The following is a 19,839-nucleotide window of genomic DNA, read 5'->3' as shown; positions in this document are numbered from 1 at the left end:
ACAAGCGAACAAAAGCAGGAGTAGGAAGGATGGCATTCGCTTATCCAGACTTTGTAAAAGATTTGTTAGAAAAAGGTAAACTAGAAAAATCAAAGGTTTGTATAGCCTGTAGCAAATGTACACAGATCATGCGAGATAGTGGTAGGACAGGATGCGTAATAAGAGATAACTAAATATACTTCCCAATATATAATGAAGGACGCAAGTAGAAAAAGAGGAAGAACTTAACCCGGTTCTTCCTCTTTTTCTATTCTCAATTTTTTAGTTTTCCCGCTTCCTGCTCCTCCAGCTATAATTTTCATCAGTTAGCCCCCAGATAATAAGTTTTTGTCAATTATTGCTTAGAGGCGGTAAAGTAGTAACAGAAAAGGGTGCAAAACCTCTTCTTGTTCTATTAACAGGATTCTCGTTTGACCATTTTTACAGGAAGTATTATTTGCTCAGGTGGTTTAAAAGGATTGCTAATTCTATTTATTGTAGTAGCAGCTGCTTCTTTGCCCAATTCAAAGCTCTGGGAGCTTATTGTAGTTAAAGAGGGTACTAAATAATTAGAAATGGGAATATCATCGAAACCAACTACAGAAATATCACTAGGAATTCTTAAGCCCTTACTATGAATGGCTTTAATAGCACCAATTGCCAGAGTATCATTTAAGGTAAAAACACCTTCTGGCCTGTCCTTATAATTTAGCATTTTAGACATTGCTTCAAATCCACTATATATTGAACCAAAATCTCCCTCAGCAATATATTCAGGCTTTAATTCAATATTAGATTTATCTAGTTCTTTTTTAAATGCGTTAAACCGTCTTTTGGTGTAAGGATTACGAGCGGGGCCAGTAATAACCGCGATTCTTTTTATACCGGTATCTACAAGGGCTTGACAGGCTAACCTTCCTCCAAGAGTATCATCTACTAAAACCGAATCATAGCCCAAATCCAGGTCAATATTATAATTCACAAAGGTAACGGCTAAATCGTTGCGTTGACCAAGAAGGCCCTCAATATCCTTAACAGTCAAAGAACCGGCCATTATTATTCCATCAACCATTCTTTTTATAAAGGTGGTTATTAATTCTAATTCAACCTGACTGTCATTAAAGGAATTACCAATTACCAAGTGGTAACCATTTTTACGCATGGCTTCTTCACAGCCTTCAGCTAGCTGAGCAAAAAAAGTATTGTTAAGGTTTGGTGTAATTAGGGCAATCATATTGGTTTTACCAGTTGTTAAGCCTTGAGCAAAGGGGTTAGGTGTATATGATAACTCTTTGACTAGTTCCAAAATCTTTTTCCTAGTTTGTACTTTAACTAAATCTGGTCTGGTTAGAGCCCTAGAGACAGTTGAAGATGAAACCCCGGCTATTTTTGCTACATCAGATATTTTTAGACTCAATTAAACACACCTCGGCTATATTTGTTTTAGTTAGTATTAATGAATACTAAGCTTTAGTTATATCAAGAGCTGTTGCTCCTTTAATTACCTCACTTAAGGTAGGATGGGTTTGAATTAAAGTAATGAAATCTTCAATAGTTAGCGTCTTAATAGCTATAAAATCTTGCTGATTAACTCTGTTGGATAGCGCAGCCTTATTAATCCATCAGCAGCTACATAAGCCAAAAGCATTAATTATAAACCGCATAAATTTTAGTTGCATCAAAATTATACATTATTTCACCCACTTATTCTAATGATTTTTTACCTACCTGATGAAAACGATTGCAAGAATTATTTATATAGTTACATGATATTGTTACAAATTTATCTTTTAATCAATTTAAAAGGATTTGAGAAGCTATATAAAAAGAAAGATTCTTTAATTAAAAAAAGTATAATATTTATTTAAAAATAAAAAAAGAAAAAACTAAAAAAAGAGCAGGAATTATATGTTTTTTGTATAATTTACTAAAGTAATGAAATCGATTGCATTAATGCCCGGATATCAAGAGGGAATTTACACGTTGGGGAATGTTTATGTCAAGGCAGAAAATGCCTGTAATTGATTAAAAGAGTTCTTAGCGAAGCAGGAATTCCTTCACTTAAAGATACCATCTAAAACCCCGGTCTCCAGCTATGCTGGTTGACTAAGGAAAATAGTTAATCAGCACAACGATTAACTTACTAGATACTATGTACTAGATACAATAGCTAGAGAGGAGATGCTTACAATAAAAGGCTATAGCGTTAATAAGCAAGCTGTTAAGATAATTAAGGAGAAAATAGTTCCTTTTTCAGAAGAATTAGGTGTTGGAATAATAAAGCTAGCTTGTGGTGCTACTGTTGTAGATATGGGTATTAATCATCCTGGTGGATGGATGGCCGCAAAGCTTTTTACGGAAATAGGTTTAGGTGGGCTTGGCCAGTGTTCTTTTGGAAAAATGTACTTAGATAAGTATAGTGTACCAACCTGTGTTATACATGTAGCAGAACCTGCCATTGCTGAGATGGCTTCTCATGTGGCTTACTGGAGAATAGTGCATAAGAATAAAAACATTACAATCTCTGGTCCCATTAGAGCTATTAATGGAAGTGATAGTTTTGCCAAGTCAGTAGATTACAGGGACATACTAGCACATGAGGCGGTGGCCATGATTCAAACTACTGATATCCCTGACGATGATTTGGCTCAATACATTGCACATACTGTTGATCTAAAACCAGTAAACCTCTATATAGTTGTGGCCCCAACCGCCGGAATAGTTGGTGCAATCCAGGTTTGTGCGAGAAACGTGGAGCAGTCATTACCTTCAATATTTGACAGAGGGTTTTCAATGGATAAAATTGTGCACGCCGAAGGTGTTAGCCCCATTGTATCTATTGTAGATGACGAAATGCTTGCTTGGGGCAGAGTTAATGATTGCCTTATATACGGTCAAGAAAGCAACATCTATGTAAGGTGTAAGGATGAGGAAATTGAATCCATCCTTGAAGATCTCCCTTTTTCTAAGAACAAAGATGTCTTTGGAACCCCTTTTATGACACTATTTAACCTGTGTGAAAATGACTGGACTAAGGTTCCAAGAAATTGGGACGCTCCATGTAAGGTGAACTTTTACAATGTTTCTACCGGAAATTCCTATAGTACAGGAATAATTAATTATCAGTTACTAAAAGAGAATTTGCTTGGCTAAATAAAGGTTAAACAACAATTAAGAGACTGCAGATCAATACTATAAAGGAGGCTGCATCTATGTTAGATATGAATAAATTATCCGTAAGGTTGCTAAAAGAGTTTTTGAAGACAGTTGGCCCAGATGTAAGTAGAACTCAAATGGCACCCAATATTACACTAATAGACATGGGAATAAAAGAAAAAGGAAGCTGGGAAACGGGCAAAAGGTTACTTGAAATTCTCTTAGGTGGATTAGGCCTCATTAACTATGGCCACTTTGCCTGTAATAGCTATAATCTGCCATCAGTAGATATTTATTCCGATAAACCAGTCTTTGCCTCTTTAAATTCACTTCTTCCCAGGGAAAAAAATAAACTTTTGGTGGCAGGTCCCGGGCAAAAGTTTTTAGGACCAACCACTACTGACGAAGTACATGAGACCGTGTTTTATGTGGAATATGATGGGTATGAGTATCAAAAAGACATTGCAGAAATATTTCAAAACTCTATTTTATCACCATTGGAAAAAATCTTTGTTCTGACTGCTTCTCCAACATGCCTAGTTTCTTCTGCATATCATTCATCATTGTCTTTAGCATTAACAATTAAAGCTATGGTAGACTGTGGGTTTGTACATGATGAAATTATGTGGGCATGGGGCAGTTGTCCCATACTACCCTTTGTTGATGATATTAGCAAAGCTAAAGAAAGGCAAAATGCCGCAGTCCTTTACGGAGCAAATGTTAATGTTTGGGTTAGATCACAAGATGAGAAAGTAACAGAGATACTTAATGGATTAGAAGGGGCAGCAAGGGTTAGTTTCCATAATCTAGCTAGCGGCAAAACATTTACAAAAGGTAAAATTGATCATGAAAGGTTAAGCTGTTTGTTTTAAGATTTTCATTATCAAATATACAATAGAGGATTAAAGAAGGGCGGACCTGGTGGAAAAATATTTTAGTAAAAATGATGAGGTGATTCTGTGTCAACTAACTTTTATATGCCAACAAGAATTTGTTTTGGTAATAATGCTCTAAAAGACATCAAGAAATTTATTAATAAAAGTGATAAGGTATTGATAATAACTGATGAAGGTCTAGTATCAGTAGGAATTGTAGAAATGGTAACTAAAGAAATTAGTTCACTTGGAATTGAATATGAAGTGTATGATTCGGTAGAGGTTAATCCACGTCCTCAAACAGTAGAAAAGTGCTTAACTCAAGTTAAAGAGATGCAGGCTTCAGTAATTGTTGGTCTCGGGGGTGGAAGCCCATTAGATGTGGCTAAAATAGTAAGTGTTTTGGCAACAAACCCAGGAACATTAGAAGAATACCAATGGGAAGGAAAGCAAATGGAAAATCCGGGGTTGCCTTTTATAGCTATTGCCACAACAGCAGGAACTGGAAGTGAGGTTACTAGAATTGCTGTAATTGTAGATCGGAATGTAAAAAAAGGAATTGTTAATGATTATTTGTATCCAACAGTAGCAATTGTAGATCCTGCTTTAATTAGATCACTACCACCCCATTTAACTTCAACTACTGGATTGGATGCTTTAACCCATGCTATTGAAGCGTATGTGGGTTTAGGGGCTAATTCCTTTTCTGATGCTTTGGCCTTTGAAGCAATCAAACTGATTGGTGAATATTTACCTATAGCTTTTGCTAATGGAGATGACATGCTTGCTAGAGAACAAGTGGCCAAAGCTAGCACCCTTGCAGGAATGGCCATGGATCAGGCGGGTTTAGGAATGGTCCATGCTATGTCTAGTCCTGTGGCGAGCTACTATGATGTACCACATGGCTTGGCAAATGCAGTATTGTTACCACATGCCATGAAGTTTAATGTGAGTGCAGCCCCAGAAAAGTTTGCAAGTATTGCTAAGTTTTTTGGTATAGATACATCTGGACTTTCATCCATAGAAGCCGCTCATGAAGTAGTTGAGAAAGTAAGGCAGTTTTGCCTAGAGCTTAAGATACCAGATAAATATTATGATTATACTCCAACCCAAGAGGAGATGGAGCTTTTTGGAAAAGAGGCCGCAGAGACATTCTTGGCACGCAATAATCCTATAAAACTAGAATCAGAAGCCTGTGTGAACATCTTTAATAAAGTTTTTGTTCCTTGTAAATAGAGCTATTTTCAGAAAAGGGGTGCTAAATAGTGAATTTATTAATAAAAAATGCAAGAATTATTACAATGGACAAAGATCTTACCGAAATCAGCAAGGGTTTTATATCCATAAAGGACGGGAAAATAGTTGAAATAGCTGAAGGAGAATATCCTAATCAATTTGGTAATCCGGAAAAGGTTATTGACGCAGAAGGCAAAGTTGTTTTTCCTGGATTGATAAATACCCATACCCATTTATTCCAAACTCTTCTAAAGGGGTTGGGAAGAGATAAGCCCCTAATAGAATGGCTAGATGCGTCTGTAAGAAATGCACTACCTTATTATGATAAAGAGGCCTGCTATAATGCAGCCCTCATAGGGTGCATGGAGTCCATCCATTCAGGTACTACTACAATAATGGATTATATGTACTGTCATACTAAAGCAGAACTTGATGATGCAATCATTGAGGCTTTTAAAGATATAGGAATTAGAGGTATTTTGGGTAGGGCTTATTCAAATGTGTCTGGTTTACCTAAAAGGTGCGACTGTGAAATAATCGAGACAGTTCCAATGTGTTTAAACGATGTTGAAAGACTTTTGAATAAGTATCCATCTGATGAAGATGATATGATAACTATTGCATTGGCACCTGGCATTATTTGGGATTTGACTAAAGAGGAATATAAAATGGTGCGCCACTTTGCTAATGAGCATCAAATGCTGATAGCTATGCATTTAGTAGAAACAGAGAATGATGATAAATTTTCGCTTGAAAGGGATGGCAAAAGAACCATAGAGTTTCTCGATGATATAGGTTTCTTGGGGCCTGATGTAGTTTCTGTTCATAGTGTTCATATGCAGCCTAGTGATATAGAAACCTATAAAAAGTGGGATGTTAAAGTGTCATACAACCCTACTGCAAATATGATTCTAGGATCTGGAGTTCCCCCTGTAAAGGATTTCATGGAGGCAGGACTTACAGTTGGCCTAGCTACGGATGGTGCAGCTAGTAATGATTCCCAAGATATGATTGAGACTCTAAAAAATGCAGCTCTATTACAGAAGGTATTTTATAGAGATGCAACAATTATGTCAGCCATGGATGTTTTAAAAATGGCTACGATAAATGGAGCAGTTACGGTTAACAAAGAAAAATCAATTGGTAGTCTTGAACCAGGAAAAAGGGCAGATATGTTCATCTTTAATCCCATGACGGCTAAAACAATGCCTATGCACGATCCTGTAACAGCTTTAGTGTACAGTTCAGGAGAAGAAAATGTTGAAACCACAATTATTAACGGAAAAGTGGTTATGGAAAATAGAAAGATTTTAAATATTAATGAAGAAGAGGTCCTAAAAAAGAGTGCTGTTGTAGGAGCTAGATTAAGAGCCCAAGCCGGAATCTAATAAGCCTTTTTAAAACTATTAAAACGTAAAGTTTTAGCAAAGAATGGAGGATTTAAGTGAATACAATTAGGATAAATCTATCTACTAAACAATGGAAAGTTGAAGCATTAAGCCATGATGATATTCTATTAGGCGGAAGAATGCTAACCAGTAAGCTTCTCCACGAGGAAGTTCCTGCTGGGTGCAACCCACTCGGAGAAGAAAATAAAATTGTCATTGCTGCAGGAGCACTAGCTGGTACAGGTGTTTCTAGCTCTGGAAGACTTTCTATTGGAGGCAAAAGCCCCCTTACAGGTGGAATTAAGGAAAGTAATGCAGGTGGAACATTTGCAACTTCCATGGCCAAAGAAGGTCTTAGGGCTATAATATTAGAAGGTAAAATGCCAAATGGTTTATATTTATTAAAAATCGACGGAGATCAATGTGAATTTATTCCTGCGGATGAATATTCAGGACTTGGAAATTTTGCTGCTGCCAAAAGGATTTATGACACCTACGGGAAGGATTACTCACTTATTACAATTGGTCAAGCAGGAGAGCAGAAGCTTTATGCAGCTGGAATAAGTATTACGGATCTATATGGGAGACCTAGCAGGCTAGCTGCACGTGGAGGCTTAGGTGCGGTTATGGGAAGCAAAGGTATAAAAGGAATAATAATCAACAGTCGCGGTAAAAAGCTTAATCCCAATGCTGCAAATAATGAATTTAAAAAAGCACGTAAGGATTTTAATGACATAGTTGTAAACAGCGAAAGAATACCCGTACTTACCAAATATGGTACGGCCTCAACAGTAATGCCCGTGAATCAAATAGGTGCACTACCCACCATGAACTTTAAATTAGGCCGATTTGAAAAAGCCGATGCAATCAGTGGAGAAGCCATGTATGACATCATAGTCGAAAGGGGTGGCACAGGCAAAACAAGCGAATCTTGCATGCAAGCTTGTTTAATAAAATGCTCAAACGTCTATCCTGATATAGAAGGAAATGAACTTTGTGCCCCAATTGAGTATGAGTCAATATGTCTACTAGGCTCAAATATAGGAATTGGAAATCTCGATGAAATCGGAAAACTTAACTACATGTGTAATGATTATGGATTAGATACAATTGATGTAGGGGGAGCCTTAGGAATTATGGCTGAGGCTGGTTATGTCAGTTTTGGAGATATAGATGGTTTTAAAAACATTCTTAAAGGCTTACCTGGAGGAAATCTCCAATCAAAGTTAGTAGGTATGGGAACTGCAATTTGCGGTAAAGTATTAGGGGTTGAAAGAACTCCTGCTGTTAAAAATCAATGTATGTCAGCTTATGATCCTAGAGGGGTGAAAGGAACAGGTATTACCTATGCCACAACTCCAATGGGAGCTGATCATACAGCTGGACTTACAGTATTTGCACCTGTCAATCACCATAACAGAGATGGTCAAATTGAACTTTCAAGAAACATGCAAGTAACCAGAGCAGCGTATGATTCATTGGGATTATGTACATTCTTACTAGGTGCTACTGGTGCTAATCCTCAGGCCTTGATAAACCTTTTAAATAGTCTCTATAGTTTAGAATTAGAAGTGGATTTCCTAAAACATCTAGGCAAAAAACTACTTCTACTAGAAATTGAATATAATAAAATGGCAGGACTATCATCTGCTGATCAGATACCTGAGTTTTTTCTCAAAGAGAAATTACCTCCATTTGATCTAGAATGGGACTTCTCTCAGGAAGAACTAGAAAGTGTTCTGAAGGATTTACTTTAATTTAGAAAAAGGGGGCAAACTGAAATAAAGTGCACCCTAAGTCAAGGACATTTTTAGAAAAAAGGCCTTAAAAAAATCCTCATGTCATATATGTGATGTGAGGGTATTTTTATATAATTTTATAGGATAGTCACCTGTTTTTAAGTATGTGGGGAAAGGAGTTATGTGAAGGTTTATACCAGGCAAAAATTTGTAAACTATATTATGGGCTACGTGTAGTAGACTAACATGAGTCACGGACAATTAGTTCAACAGGTAAGAGCATTTTTTTTTGGGGAACAATCTTATTTTGCATATTTTCAAGTAGTAACCTTGCTGCATGTTGTCCCATTTCAAAACTGGGTGAGTGTATAGTGGTTAAGCTTGGGGTACAAAACTGTGCCATGGGAATATTATCAAAACCAATAATGGCGATATCATCTGGTGCTTTTAAGCCTAGTTGATTAATGGCTTTAATCGCCCCTATAGCCATTATATCGTTAAATGCGTATATAGCCGTTGGTTTTGGCTTTAGCTGTACTAGTTCTTGCAAGGCCTCAAATCCACTTTCTATTGTATCGTAACTTCCAAGTTTACTGTGAGTATGTTTTAATTTGATACCTGCTTCATTAAGCATTCTTTTTGCCTCTTTCAGTCTGCGGTGGGTTGCAAATAGTTGTTTATTTCCAGTAATAAGAGCTATGTTTTTATGGCCTTGATTTATTATGTGTTCAAAAGCTAAACGAGTGCCCGCTACATCATCTATATATACATAACTATATTCCTGTTGGCTTGGCAAGTATTCCACCGCTACCACAGGAATATGTAATTTTTTTAGCATCTCTAAATAATCTGAGTGAAAAAGTCCAGAACCGGCCAATATTACTCCGTCTATACGTCGCTTTAATAACTTATTGAGAATGAGCTTTTGTTTACAAAGGCTACCCTGAGTGCTTTGTATCATCAGATCATATCCATTTTCTAAAAAAATGTCTTCACATCCTTCAGCTATTTGGCCAAAAACTGGGTTTCTGATGGTGGGAACTATTAAAATTGCAGTAAAAGCCTTTCCTGTTGTTAATCCTTGTGCAAATGGATTGGGAGCATAATCTAGCTCTTTAATGATTTTCATAATTCGATTTTTGGTATCAGGATGTACCAAGTCTGGATGGTTAAGCACCCTTGAAACAGTTGCAATAGAAACCTTGGCTTGTTCTGCTATTTTTTTTATACTCATAATATCCCCCCATGATTATCCATTAAAATTATATCATACTCAAATATAAAATGTATACGGTTTCAATGGAAAAAGAACAACTTTAATTAAACAAAAACATCCTAGCAAAATTTATGCCATGTTTTTGTATGAAAATATTAAAATTTCTGACAAGAAAAAAGGAATTCAGGAGTAAATGAAGAATACTAGTTTAATAAATAATGAAAACGTTTTCATTATTTTCCCCTGATGACAGTTTTTAATAGCTGGGGAAGCTTCATAAAAATGGACAAAAATCCAAAACAATAACTAGCCATTTTTTGTTAATTACCTGTTTTTTTAGCATGTATCGATAAATGCTTGGAGACAAGAGAAAAACAACTTGACTTAGAAGGGCAGGTAAGCATGTAGATGAGTAAGTGGCAAGGAAGTGTTTTTAGGAAATTGAGGAGGCTATTTGGTGGTTAAAATCTTAGGCGTGTGTGGTAGCCCTAGAACTGGAGCTACAGAATATGTAATCAAAGAAGCATTGAAGGAAGCATCTAAAGTTAAGGATGTACAAGTGGAACTAATTACATTAAAGGGCAAAAAAATTAACTTCTGCATCCACTGTGATAAATGTGTTAAGCAAGAGGCTGACTATTGTGTAATTTTTGACGATGACATGACGGACCTCTATCAGCCCTTTTACCATGCAGATGGGTACATAGTGGCGTCTCCAGTTTATAATATGAATGTAACTGGTCAGCTGGCAACCTTTTTTAATCGTTTTCGACCCAATTACACAATATTAAAAAAAAATCCGGATTATTTTAGTTCTAGAGTAGGAGGAGCAATAGCTGTAGGAGGTACACGCAACGGTGGTCAAGAGCAGACTATAAATGCAATTTTAGGTTTCTATTATACCCAAGGAATTATGACAGTTAGTGGAGGTTTAGGCACTTATCATGGTGCTAGTGTATGGAGTAAAGATAAAAAAGCATTAGGCGCGCAAGAGGACTTAGAAGGCTTGGAAAATGCCAGAAAAATTGGTAGAAAGGTAGCAGAAGCTGCAAGGTTAATTAAACTTAACCAAGCTACTTAGTGTAAGTGTCCCAGAAAGAATTATCAAAAAAATATTTGGAGGGCTTATTATGGAAAAATCAGATGTTTTACTGTTAAAAGGACTACAGTTTTGGGGAAGTCACGGTCATTTCCCCGAGGAGAACCGCTTGGGTCAAAAATTTGTTGTGGATGCTGAGGTGTCCTATGATATGAGTAAAATATGCCAAAGCGATGTTTTAGAGGATGGGCTTAGCTATGTAACTGTTTACAATATTATTAAGAAAATAGTTACTGAAGAAGAACATAAACTGGTACAGAGAATAGCACAGAGAATAGCAGATGATGTCATTGCATGTTATCCTATTAAACAAATAAAGGTGACAATAAAAAAACCTGCAGTTGCCATAGGTGGGATTGTAGAATACACAGGTTGCTCTATAGTTAGAGAGCCGAATAGCTAGAAGGTATTTGTATAGGTAGTGTGTTACAGAAGTAAAATATATTAATTTCTAAGAAAGGAAGGTGTTTATAAACATTTTTTCTTAGGCTGTTAATACAAATAATCCTTAGGAGGCTATACTAATGAAAAAGAGATTGTTAGTTTTTGTTGTATTATTATTAATAAGTGTATTGGCAATAGGCTGTGGAGGAACGGATGCAGAGGAACCAGGTAAAGAACCATCAGACAATGGGCAGGTGGACAAACAGCTTAAAGTAGCCATGATAACTGAAGGATCTGTAAATGATGGTGGTTGGAATGCTTCAGCACTAAGTGGCTTGGAACAAATTGAGGAGATATATGGTGCTGAGATTTCTTATAGTGAACAGGTAGCTCCGGCTAGTATGGCACAGGTCATTCGTACTTATGCACGTGAGGGGTATGACATTATCTATGGACATGGGTTTCAATTTGATGAACCAATGAAGGAAGTTTCACCGGAGTTTCCTGATACTACATTTATAACTGTCAATGGTACTTCTGCAGGGGGAAATCTTTATAGTACTGGATTTCTGTTTGGAGAACTTGGCTATTTTACAGGCATGGTTGCTGGCTTAATGACTGAAACTAATAAAGTTGGTGTGGTAGCAGCTATGGAGGCTCCAACTGTTGTAGCTGATGTGGATACGTTTAAAGAAGGCGTCGAGAAGGTAAACCCAGGCACAAACGTTGCAGTATCTTATATTGGAAGTTGGAACGACATTCCCAAAGCTAAAGAAGCAGCTTTAGCCCAACTAGCCGATGGAGCTGATGTTCTTTTAGTAATGGGTAATTCCTTTAGCGTCGGAGTTTTTCAAGCGGCTGAAGAAGCAGATGCATTAGCAATGGGTTGGGTATCGGACCAAAACTTTATGGCACCAGATACAATTATAACTAGTGGACTTCAATCTGTTGAAGCCTTGTATCTAGAAATGACAGATGTGGTATTAGGAAATGGAGAAGCAAAAAGATATGTTTATGGTATGGCGGAAGATGCCCAATCCATAGCTCCATTTATTGATAAAGTTCCTCAGGAAGTAGTTGATGAAGTAGAACAAGCTGTACAAAGTTACTTGGATGGTGATTTGATCCTTAATATACCCAATCTCTAAAAGTAAGGAGTGACTGTCAACTCTTATGAAAATTACTAAGTCTTTGGAGAATTCATTTAGCTACTTAGTCGCGGCTGTCTTGGCTATTACAGTTGCTCTGCTAGTTAGCTCTGCGCTACTTTTCTGGCAAGGAATAAGTCCATGGAATACCTTTGTTGCTCTTTTTCGAGGGGCTTTCTATGGAATGGGTAACTTTGGGGCTAGTTTAGTTGTAAGTACACCACTTCTGCTTGCGGCTTTGGGGATAATGCTAGCTTTTAGGGCAGGTATTTTCAATATTGGAGCAGAAGGACAGCTTTTTGTAGGGGCAATGGTTGGAACTTTTGTTGGAGTACGGTTTACCGGTTTGCCAATGGTTATTCATCTCCCACTAGCGTTAGCAGCGAGCATGGCTGCTGGCGCTTTGTGGGCCCTTATTCCAGCTTATTTAAAGGTTAAAAAAGGATTTAATGAAGTTATTACAACTATACTTATGAACTATATTGCGATATTTCTTGTGAATTATTCAGTTCATAGTTTTCTAAATGACGTGGGGACGTATGCACCTCAGTCACCACCAGTTGCGCCATCAGCGCAACTACCAAGGCTCATGGCTGGGACAGAGCTACATGCAGGGATTTTAGTAGCATTGTTGGCTGCATTTGTTCTACATATCATGTTTAAGAGAACAGATTATGGTTATCAAATTAAAGTAATAGGTTCTAATCTTCATGCTGGAAGGACCGCGGGGATGAATTCTAACCGTATTCTTATACTAACTATGTTATTTAGTGGTGGACTTGCCGGCTTAGCTGGGGGAGTTGAAATTCTCGGAAACCAACATTTATTATTAGAAAACTTTTTACTAAATACAGGCTACGATGCTATAGCTGTCGCCCTTTTGGGTGGTCTAAGTCCATTAGGTGTTGTGATTGCAGCTGTTTTTTTAGGATCTTTGCGAAACGGCGCTATTACCATGCAGATTTTTATGGGAATTCCAGTTACTATAATTTTCATCATACAAGCGATAATAATACTTTGTGTTCTTGGGTTTGCTAATTATAAATTTGATTTACGACGTATATTTGAGCGGGTAGGAGGAAAATCTTAATGTTATCTCAACTATTGACTAATCCTGACTTTTATAATGCCGCTATTAGATTGACCGCTCCTCTTTTGCTAGCTGCTCTAGGTGGTTTGATTTGTGAACGCGCAGGTGTGCTTAATCTGGGTTTAGAAGGTATGATGCTTACCGGAGCATTTTTTGGGTATTTAGGTTCTCTATACACTCAAAGTGTTGTTTTAGGCTTGTTAATCGCAGCACTATCAGGTGGTGCCCTTGCAACAGTACATGCATATTTTAGTATAACTATTAGGGTTAATCAGATTGTGACTGCTCTTGGTCTAAATATGTTGGCACTTGGAGTTACCAGTACTCTTTTTAGATTTATTTTTGGTACTGACTTAAAGCAGCTACAAAGCCCGGGAATGGTTCCTGTAAAGCTTGGCTTTTTAAGTGAGATACCCATTATTGGGCCGATTTTTTTTAGCCAACTCCCTATAGTATATTTTGCAATAGCTCTTATTGTTATAATACATTTTCTACTGTATCACTCAAAGTGGGGACTATCTATACGTGCTGCTGGTGAGCATCCAAAAGCTTTAGATTTGGCGGGTATTGATGTGATTAAGGTCAGATATTCAGCGGTTATCATTAGTGGTGTTTTGGCAGGGCTTGGAGGTGCTGCCATTACATTGGGTGGAATCAATACTTTTTATGATAATATTACTGCAGGCAGAGGATTTATAGCTTTTGCTGCAATAGTATTTGGTAAATGGACACCAGTTGGTACTGCTTTAGCGACTCTCTTATTTGGTATGGGAGATGCTCTCCAGCTTCGTTTGCAAGCTTTTAACATTCAAGCTATACCATATCAATTTTTCCTTATGTTACCCTATCTTATCACCTTAGTAGCTTTAGTATTTATGGGGCCTTCCAAGGGTCCTGCTGCTAGCGGTGTTCCTTATGCTAGAGAACAGGGGCAAAGTAAAAGGAAAAAGCTTATTAAAGATAAGGTTACGGAGGTATAGTTTATGAAACCCATCCTAAGTTTAAGGAATATTGTTAAGAGGTTTCCGGGAGTACTAGCAAACGATAATATTAATTTAGACATTTACCCATCAGAAATTCATTCTATTTTAGGAGAAAATGGTGCTGGAAAAAGTACCCTGATGAATATTCTATATGGCGCATATGGAATTGATGAAGGGGAAGTTTTTCTAGAAGGCGAAGAAATTGCCGTTGCAAGTCCTAAAGAGGCGATTGACCTAGGCATCGGTATGGTGCACCAACATTTTATGTTGATTCCTGTATTTAGTGTTGCAGAAAATATTATTTTAGGAATGCCTGGAAAACAAAGACTGTCCATGCGAGATATAGAAAATAGTGTTAAGAAGGCTGGGGAAAAGTTTGGGCTTAAAGTTGATCCGAATGCCATAGTTTCTACGCTTTCTGTAGGTGAGCAGCAGAGGGTTGAAATATTAAAAGCCCTCTACCGGGGTGCTAAAATCTTAATTCTTGATGAACCCACAGCGGTCTTAACTCCTGCAGAAACACAAGAACTGTTTGTTATGCTTAGAGAATTGACAGAACAAAAAGTAACTATAATATTTATTAGCCACAAGCTAAACGAAGTGATGGCGGTTAGTGAACGAATATCGGTAATGCGTCGGGGTAAAATGATAGATACTGTGTTTACAAAAGATACCTCGCCTGAGGAGTTAGCCCAAATGATGGTGGGTAGGGAAGTAGTGTTAAGAGTTGAAAAACCTTTAGCCAGCCTAGGAGATGCAACATTGAAGATTGAAGGTTTATATGTTAAGAATGAAAAACAAGTACTAGCTGTAAGGGATCTATCATTTAAGGTTTTTGCAGGCGAAATTTTTGCTTTAACAGGCGTCGATGGTAACGGGCAAACGGAATTGGTAGAGGCTATAACTGGTTTAAGAAACGTTACTCAAGGCAATGTCAATATCCAGGGAAAAAATGCTACTAATAAGAGCCCTAGGCAAATAATAGAAATGGGTTCTGGTCATATCCCGGGTGATCGGCAAAAGCAAGGTCTTGTGTTAGATATGACAATTATGGACAATATGATTTTGGAATGCTTCTATAAAGAACCTTACAGTAAGCAGCATTTCATGCAGGAAGATATTATTGAAAAGCTTGCAGAAGATTTAATCACGGACTATGATATCCGTTGTACAGGATCTTCAGTATCAGCAGGCAACCTCTCGGGTGGCAATCAACAAAAGATTGTAGTGGCACGTACCATCTTTCATGAACCAACCTTACTTGTTGCTGTTTTCCCAACGAGAGGTCTTGATGTGGGAGCTATTGAATACATCCATAAACGCCTTATCGAAGAGAGAAATAGAGGCTGTGCTGTTTTGTTAGTTTCAACTGAATTAGATGAAGTTTTATCTTTAGGTGATCGTATAGGAGTTATGTATGAAGGTGAATTAATGGGTATTGTAGACGGTGATAAGGCAGACAAAACCAATATAGGATTGATGATGGCAGGTCGTAAAGTTGAAGAAAAAGATGAAACTGATTTGTAAGTGTTGTCTCCTAGCTACTAAATAATAAGGATTATTTTAACTTACTGAAGAAAGGGAACGCCAGTATATACTGTTTGTTCCCTTTCTTAATTAACTCGGTATCACCAGAGATTGGATTATAGAACTAATATTTGCATCTGGAAGACTTTCTATTGGAGGCAAAAGCCCCCTTACAGGTGAAATTAATGGCACTGCTGCTCCTGAGTGCTGTAGATGATGATACGGCAATGAGAGTTATACAAAAAGTAAAAGCGGCAGGGATAACTATTGTTACACTACCCTCAGCTAACTTATATTTAATGGGACGTAGTGATTGCCAGCCTATACGTCGTGGTATTACAAGGGTTAGAGAGCTTCTGGATAATCAAGTTAACATAGCCTATTCATCAGATAACCTAAGAGATCCATTTAGACCCTTTGGCAACTTGGATATGTTAGAAGAAGCACTCCTAATTGCACAGGTAGCCCAAATGGGCAGAAACATTGATTTTGATAACATTCTAAAAATGGGAACATATAACGCTGCAAAGGGCATGGGCCTTGTGAATTATGGACTAGAGGTTGGCAATACAGCAGATCTAGTACTTCTAGATGCACCATCACCTAAGGATGCAATTATCTCACAAGCTAATAAATCATATGTTATGAAAAAAGGTAAGGTAGTAGCTAAAAATATAAAAAACTCTCTCCTCATATAATACAGTTAAAAATACACCTTAAGGTGTGTTTTTAACTTATTGGGAGATTCTTTATGTTGTAGTAGTCAAGGCCATTAAATACTGAATAAAGGAATAGAGGAGCATATTCTTAATATAGGTAAAGGTTAATTGCTTAATCTACTATGTAGGTTGAGTACTTTTGTGTAATGCTTGGTAAAAAATTTCATCCATTAGTATTTTTTATGAAATAAAATTTCAAAGATGGCAGGATATTGTGAAAAAATATTGAATATTATAACCTAATAGGTGAAACTTTATTTCACGCAATGAGTGAGGTGAACAATTTGAAACATAGCGTAAAAGTAACAGTTGTATCTGTAAATGAACCCTGTAGCGCTGGTCTAACTGAAGGTAGATCTTTTATCATTAGAGACAAAGGATGTATGGTGTTAGAGAACTCCGATAATATCTGCCCAGAACTACTTAACTCAGTATTTCCTGCCTGTATGGCCTTTGCCTCAGGAGGTAACGTGCCATGGGAGAATGAAAGGGGAGAGGCGAAAGTTGCTTGCCCTGATCCATTTAGTAGGGTAGTAGTTAAAGTAGAAAGGCTTCTAAAAGAATAAGTAGGCATTAAGAATTTACTAATGGTCAAGAAGTAGGAGGGAATGTTTGTGGCAAAAATTTTAGGGATTTGCGGTAGCCCACGAAAATCAGCAACTTATAAAAGTTTAGAAATAGCAGTTGAGGCTGCCCTGCAAACAGAAGGAATAGAGGCAGAAATTGTAGCTTTAAAGGGCAAGACAATAAAGCCTTGCAATCATTGTGACTACTGTAAAAAGGAAAAGGTATTGTGTCCTATTAAAGATAGCATGGAGGAATTATATCCAAAAATCCTTCAAGCAGATGCCTTTATTTTTGCGTCTCCTGTATACTGCATGAATATCACCCCCCAAATGCATGCCTTTTTCACCAGGTGGCGTCCACTCCATCATGTGATGAGCGGAGCAGTAAAAAATAAATTAGCTGCGGCTATAGCAGTAGGTGGGACTCGTAACGGGGGACAGGAAATGACAATAAATTCAATAATTCATGTGGCTATGACAAGAGGTTTGATTTTTATCGGCAATGAAATAGGTAACTACTCTGGAGCTATGATTTGGTCAAAGGATCAGGGTTCCGATGGTGTAGAAGCTGATTTGGTTGGGGTAGAGAGTCTCAATAAACTGGGCAATCGTGTGGCTGAAATAGCCCTAATACTAGAGAAGGGCAAGAGGTAACACATAGAAGGAGTGAGTATTAATGGGAAACTGGTCGGATTTACAAGGTGGAGCTATAATCCGCATAAATTCTGCTTATAACGCATTACTTCCCACGGAACAGCAGATTGCTGATTACATTCTGCAGAATAAAGAAGTTATTTCTAGCGGTAACATACAAGAGTTAGCCGAAAATATTGGGACAAGTAAAGCAAGTGTTACTCGCTTTTGCCAACGGTTAGGTTATAAAGGTTTTAAAGATTTTAAGGTAGCTTTTATTAGAGACCTTGGTATAGATTTACCTGATGTACATGAAGGTATTACCAAGGATGATAATATTAAGACTATTGTAGAAAAAATCTGCCGTTCCAATTCCCAGGCAAGCTTGGAAACAGTACGCATCTTAAGTCCTGAAGAGCTTGCAAAGGCTGTCTCCGTTATAGTAAAGGCCAAGCGAGTATATATTTTTGCAGAAGGGCCGGTGGCAGCTGTAGGTATAGATTTGTATCACAAGCTGTTGAGGATTGGTATTTCATGTTCGTTCCTGCAAGACAGGCGGATGCAGAGTATTCAGGCTGCATTAACTGATGAAAATGATGTTGTGATAGCTTTATCTTACTCAGGTGCATCAAAAGGAATTGTTAAGGTTCTGCAGTTAGCCAAGGAAAATAATGCCAGGACCATAGTAATTACCAATAATATTGGTTCTCCTGTAACAGAGGTAGCAGAACTAGTACTATACGGTAGTACAAATATCAGATCAACTATTACAGGTACCATTGAGCCTCGTACTTCTCAACTGTGTGTTGTTGATAGTCTCTTTATGGCAATTATTAGTTTAGATGGTGATCAGGTAATGGAAAGTCTGAAAAAGACTAATAAAGTTGTTGTAGATGATTGGATTAAATAATCTTTGTACATGTATGTTTTCTGAGGGGGTGATTTAAACTATAGGCTTGAAAAACGCATTTGCTGGTTGTTGATGGTTTATAAGGTTGGTTAAAATTTTAGGCAAATTAGGGAGGATGCTCTATGAAAAAAAGATGGTTGTTGGTAGTGCTAGCATTAGTTTTAGTTGTTGCTTTGGTAGTCGTAGCTGGTTGCGGTCAAGAGCCTGAGAACAATGTTGATGGAAATGGAGAACAAAAAACTGAAATTAAAGATGTTGTTATAGGATCCGGCGGTGCTGGAGGTTCATGGTATTTACTGGGTGCTCAGTTAACGGAAGTGTTAAAGGATGAAATCCCTGACACAACTTTTACTTCGGTTGAAGGGGGTGCAGTTACAAATATCAGACACGTAGATAAAGGTATAGATATGGATATTGGTATGGCTGCTCTTCCTGACATCTTTAACGCTCTTGAAAAGTCCGGTCCATTTAGCGAAGAAGATATTACAAATGTAGCACCAATTATCAACATTGCAGAGGACTATGTACAACTAACTGTGCTGGCTAAAAGTGATATTAAAAGCATAGCTGACCTTAAGGACAAACGAATCCTTCCTGGTCCAAAAAACTGGGGCATTGAGTTTATTATGCAAGAATTGCTCGCACTACAAGATATGACTTATGAAAGCATTCAGAGTAATGGAGGAGAAGTTTCTTTTGTAAGCTGGGGAGAAGCTCCAAGTATAATAAATGATGGTCATGCTGATTTAGTAGCTTTTAAAGGCGCTTACCCTACATCTAACATTATGGAGATTGAAGCAAATAATAAGGCTAGAGTCATCAGCATAGAGTCAGACATTCTAGAGAAATTCTTTATTAAGAACAAGGGTTTCTATGAAGGCGTTATTCCTGCAGGAACATACCAAGGGCAAGAGGAGGATGCGCAAACAATTGCTCACACTTCTGTTATCTTTGCCAGAAAGGACTTGTCGGAGGATTTCGTCTATGAATTTTTAACAGTACTTATGGATAATGCTGATAAGTTTAATCAAATCAAGGGTGTTAACCTTACAGATAATCCATTAAAGGGTATTGATCCTGAAATCTTACATCCTGGTGCAAAGCGTTACTATGAGGAAAACGGTATACTATAAAAGAGTAGATAGATTTGAAGCATTTCTAGGCTAATGTGCCTAGAAATGCTTTATAACT

The 19,839-nt window shown here is 37.5% G+C and carries 18 protein-coding genes; 16 read left to right on the top strand and 2 right to left on the bottom strand.

The window, feature by feature from the left end:
- Nucleotides 1–394 precede the first annotated feature (394 nt).
- Complete coding sequence (locus APF76_08570; GenBank protein KUO49415.1) at nt 395–1,396, bottom strand: hypothetical protein; 1,002 nt, start codon at nt 1,394–1,396, stop codon at nt 395–397.
- A gap of 764 nt (nt 1,397–2,160) precedes the next feature.
- Here APF76_08570 and APF76_08565 point away from each other — a divergent pair.
- The 5 genes from APF76_08565 (at nt 2,161) to APF76_08545 (ending at nt 8,391) form a co-directional block, all read left to right on the top strand.
- A complete protein-coding gene (locus APF76_08565; GenBank protein ID KUO49414.1) occupies nt 2,161–3,132 on the top strand; it encodes a hypothetical protein in 972 nt (323 codons plus the stop codon).
- 59 nt (nt 3,133–3,191) lie between these two features.
- Nucleotides 3,192–4,007, top strand: coding sequence for a hypothetical protein (locus tag APF76_08560; GenBank protein ID KUO49413.1), 816 nt, complete (start codon nt 3,192–3,194; stop codon nt 4,005–4,007).
- A gap of 87 nt (nt 4,008–4,094) precedes the next feature.
- A complete protein-coding gene (locus APF76_08555; GenBank protein KUO49412.1) occupies nt 4,095–5,246 on the top strand; it encodes a hypothetical protein in 1,152 nt (383 codons plus the stop codon).
- 65 nt (nt 5,247–5,311) lie between these two features.
- On the top strand, nt 5,312–6,634 hold the full coding sequence (locus APF76_08550; protein ID KUO49433.1) for a hypothetical protein: 1,323 nt from the start codon (nt 5,312–5,314) through the stop codon (nt 6,632–6,634).
- Nucleotides 6,635–6,690: 56 nt separating this feature from the next.
- Entirely contained in the window at nt 6,691–8,391 is a 1,701-nt protein-coding gene (locus APF76_08545) for a hypothetical protein (protein KUO49411.1), read from the top strand.
- A gap of 223 nt (nt 8,392–8,614) precedes the next feature.
- On the opposite strand, the gene APF76_08540 is transcribed toward APF76_08545, so the two are convergent.
- The gene (locus tag APF76_08540) at nt 8,615–9,607 is read right to left on the bottom strand and encodes a hypothetical protein (GenBank protein KUO49410.1); all 993 of its coding nucleotides are present in this window, start codon (nt 9,605–9,607) and stop codon (nt 8,615–8,617) included.
- Between the two features lie 439 nt (nt 9,608–10,046).
- Between APF76_08540 and APF76_08535 the strand changes: the two genes are divergently transcribed.
- From APF76_08535 to APF76_08485, 11 genes are all read left to right on the top strand, one after another.
- Nucleotides 10,047–10,670, top strand: a complete 624-nt coding sequence (locus APF76_08535; protein ID KUO49409.1) for a hypothetical protein — start codon at nt 10,047–10,049, stop codon at nt 10,668–10,670.
- Nucleotides 10,671–10,719: 49 nt separating this feature from the next.
- A complete protein-coding gene (locus tag APF76_08530) occupies nt 10,720–11,091 on the top strand; it encodes a dihydroneopterin aldolase (GenBank protein ID KUO49408.1) in 372 nt (123 codons plus the stop codon).
- 121 nt (nt 11,092–11,212) lie between these two features.
- Nucleotides 11,213–12,220, top strand: a complete 1,008-nt coding sequence (locus APF76_08525) for a hypothetical protein (GenBank protein KUO49407.1) — start codon at nt 11,213–11,215, stop codon at nt 12,218–12,220.
- A 25-nt stretch (nt 12,221–12,245) separates the two neighbouring features.
- Nucleotides 12,246–13,310, top strand: coding sequence for a hypothetical protein (locus APF76_08520; GenBank protein KUO49406.1), 1,065 nt, complete (start codon nt 12,246–12,248; stop codon nt 13,308–13,310).
- The gene (locus tag APF76_08515; GenBank protein KUO49405.1) at nt 13,310–14,290 is read left to right on the top strand and encodes a hypothetical protein; all 981 of its coding nucleotides are present in this window, start codon (nt 13,310–13,312) and stop codon (nt 14,288–14,290) included. The genes APF76_08520 and APF76_08515 overlap by 1 nt, the downstream gene beginning before the upstream one ends.
- 3 nt (nt 14,291–14,293) lie before the next feature.
- A complete protein-coding gene (locus APF76_08510; protein ID KUO49404.1) occupies nt 14,294–15,820 on the top strand; it encodes a hypothetical protein in 1,527 nt (508 codons plus the stop codon).
- Between the two features lie 152 nt (nt 15,821–15,972).
- Nucleotides 15,973–16,518 (top strand): hypothetical protein, encoded by a 546-nt coding sequence (locus APF76_08505; GenBank protein ID KUO49403.1) that lies wholly within the window; start codon nt 15,973–15,975, stop codon nt 16,516–16,518.
- A 305-nt stretch (nt 16,519–16,823) separates the two neighbouring features.
- On the top strand, nt 16,824–17,105 hold the full coding sequence (locus APF76_08500; GenBank protein KUO49402.1) for a hypothetical protein: 282 nt from the start codon (nt 16,824–16,826) through the stop codon (nt 17,103–17,105).
- Nucleotides 17,106–17,147: 42 nt separating this feature from the next.
- On the top strand, nt 17,148–17,759 hold the full coding sequence (locus APF76_08495; protein KUO49401.1) for a hypothetical protein: 612 nt from the start codon (nt 17,148–17,150) through the stop codon (nt 17,757–17,759).
- A 22-nt stretch (nt 17,760–17,781) separates the two neighbouring features.
- Nucleotides 17,782–18,648 (top strand): hypothetical protein, encoded by an 867-nt coding sequence (locus tag APF76_08490; protein KUO49400.1) that lies wholly within the window; start codon nt 17,782–17,784, stop codon nt 18,646–18,648.
- A 122-nt stretch (nt 18,649–18,770) separates the two neighbouring features.
- Nucleotides 18,771–19,781, top strand: a complete 1,011-nt coding sequence (locus APF76_08485; protein KUO49399.1) for a TRAP ABC transporter substrate-binding protein — start codon at nt 18,771–18,773, stop codon at nt 19,779–19,781.
- Nucleotides 19,782–19,839: the final 58 nt, after the last annotated feature.

This window comes from Desulfitibacter sp. BRH_c19, assembly GCA_001515945.1.
In the GTDB taxonomy this organism is placed as follows: domain Bacteria; phylum Bacillota; class DSM-16504; order Desulfitibacterales; family Desulfitibacteraceae; genus Desulfitibacter.
Note: the sequence above shows the minus strand (reverse complement) of the source record. Positions and strands in the feature narration are given on the sequence as shown.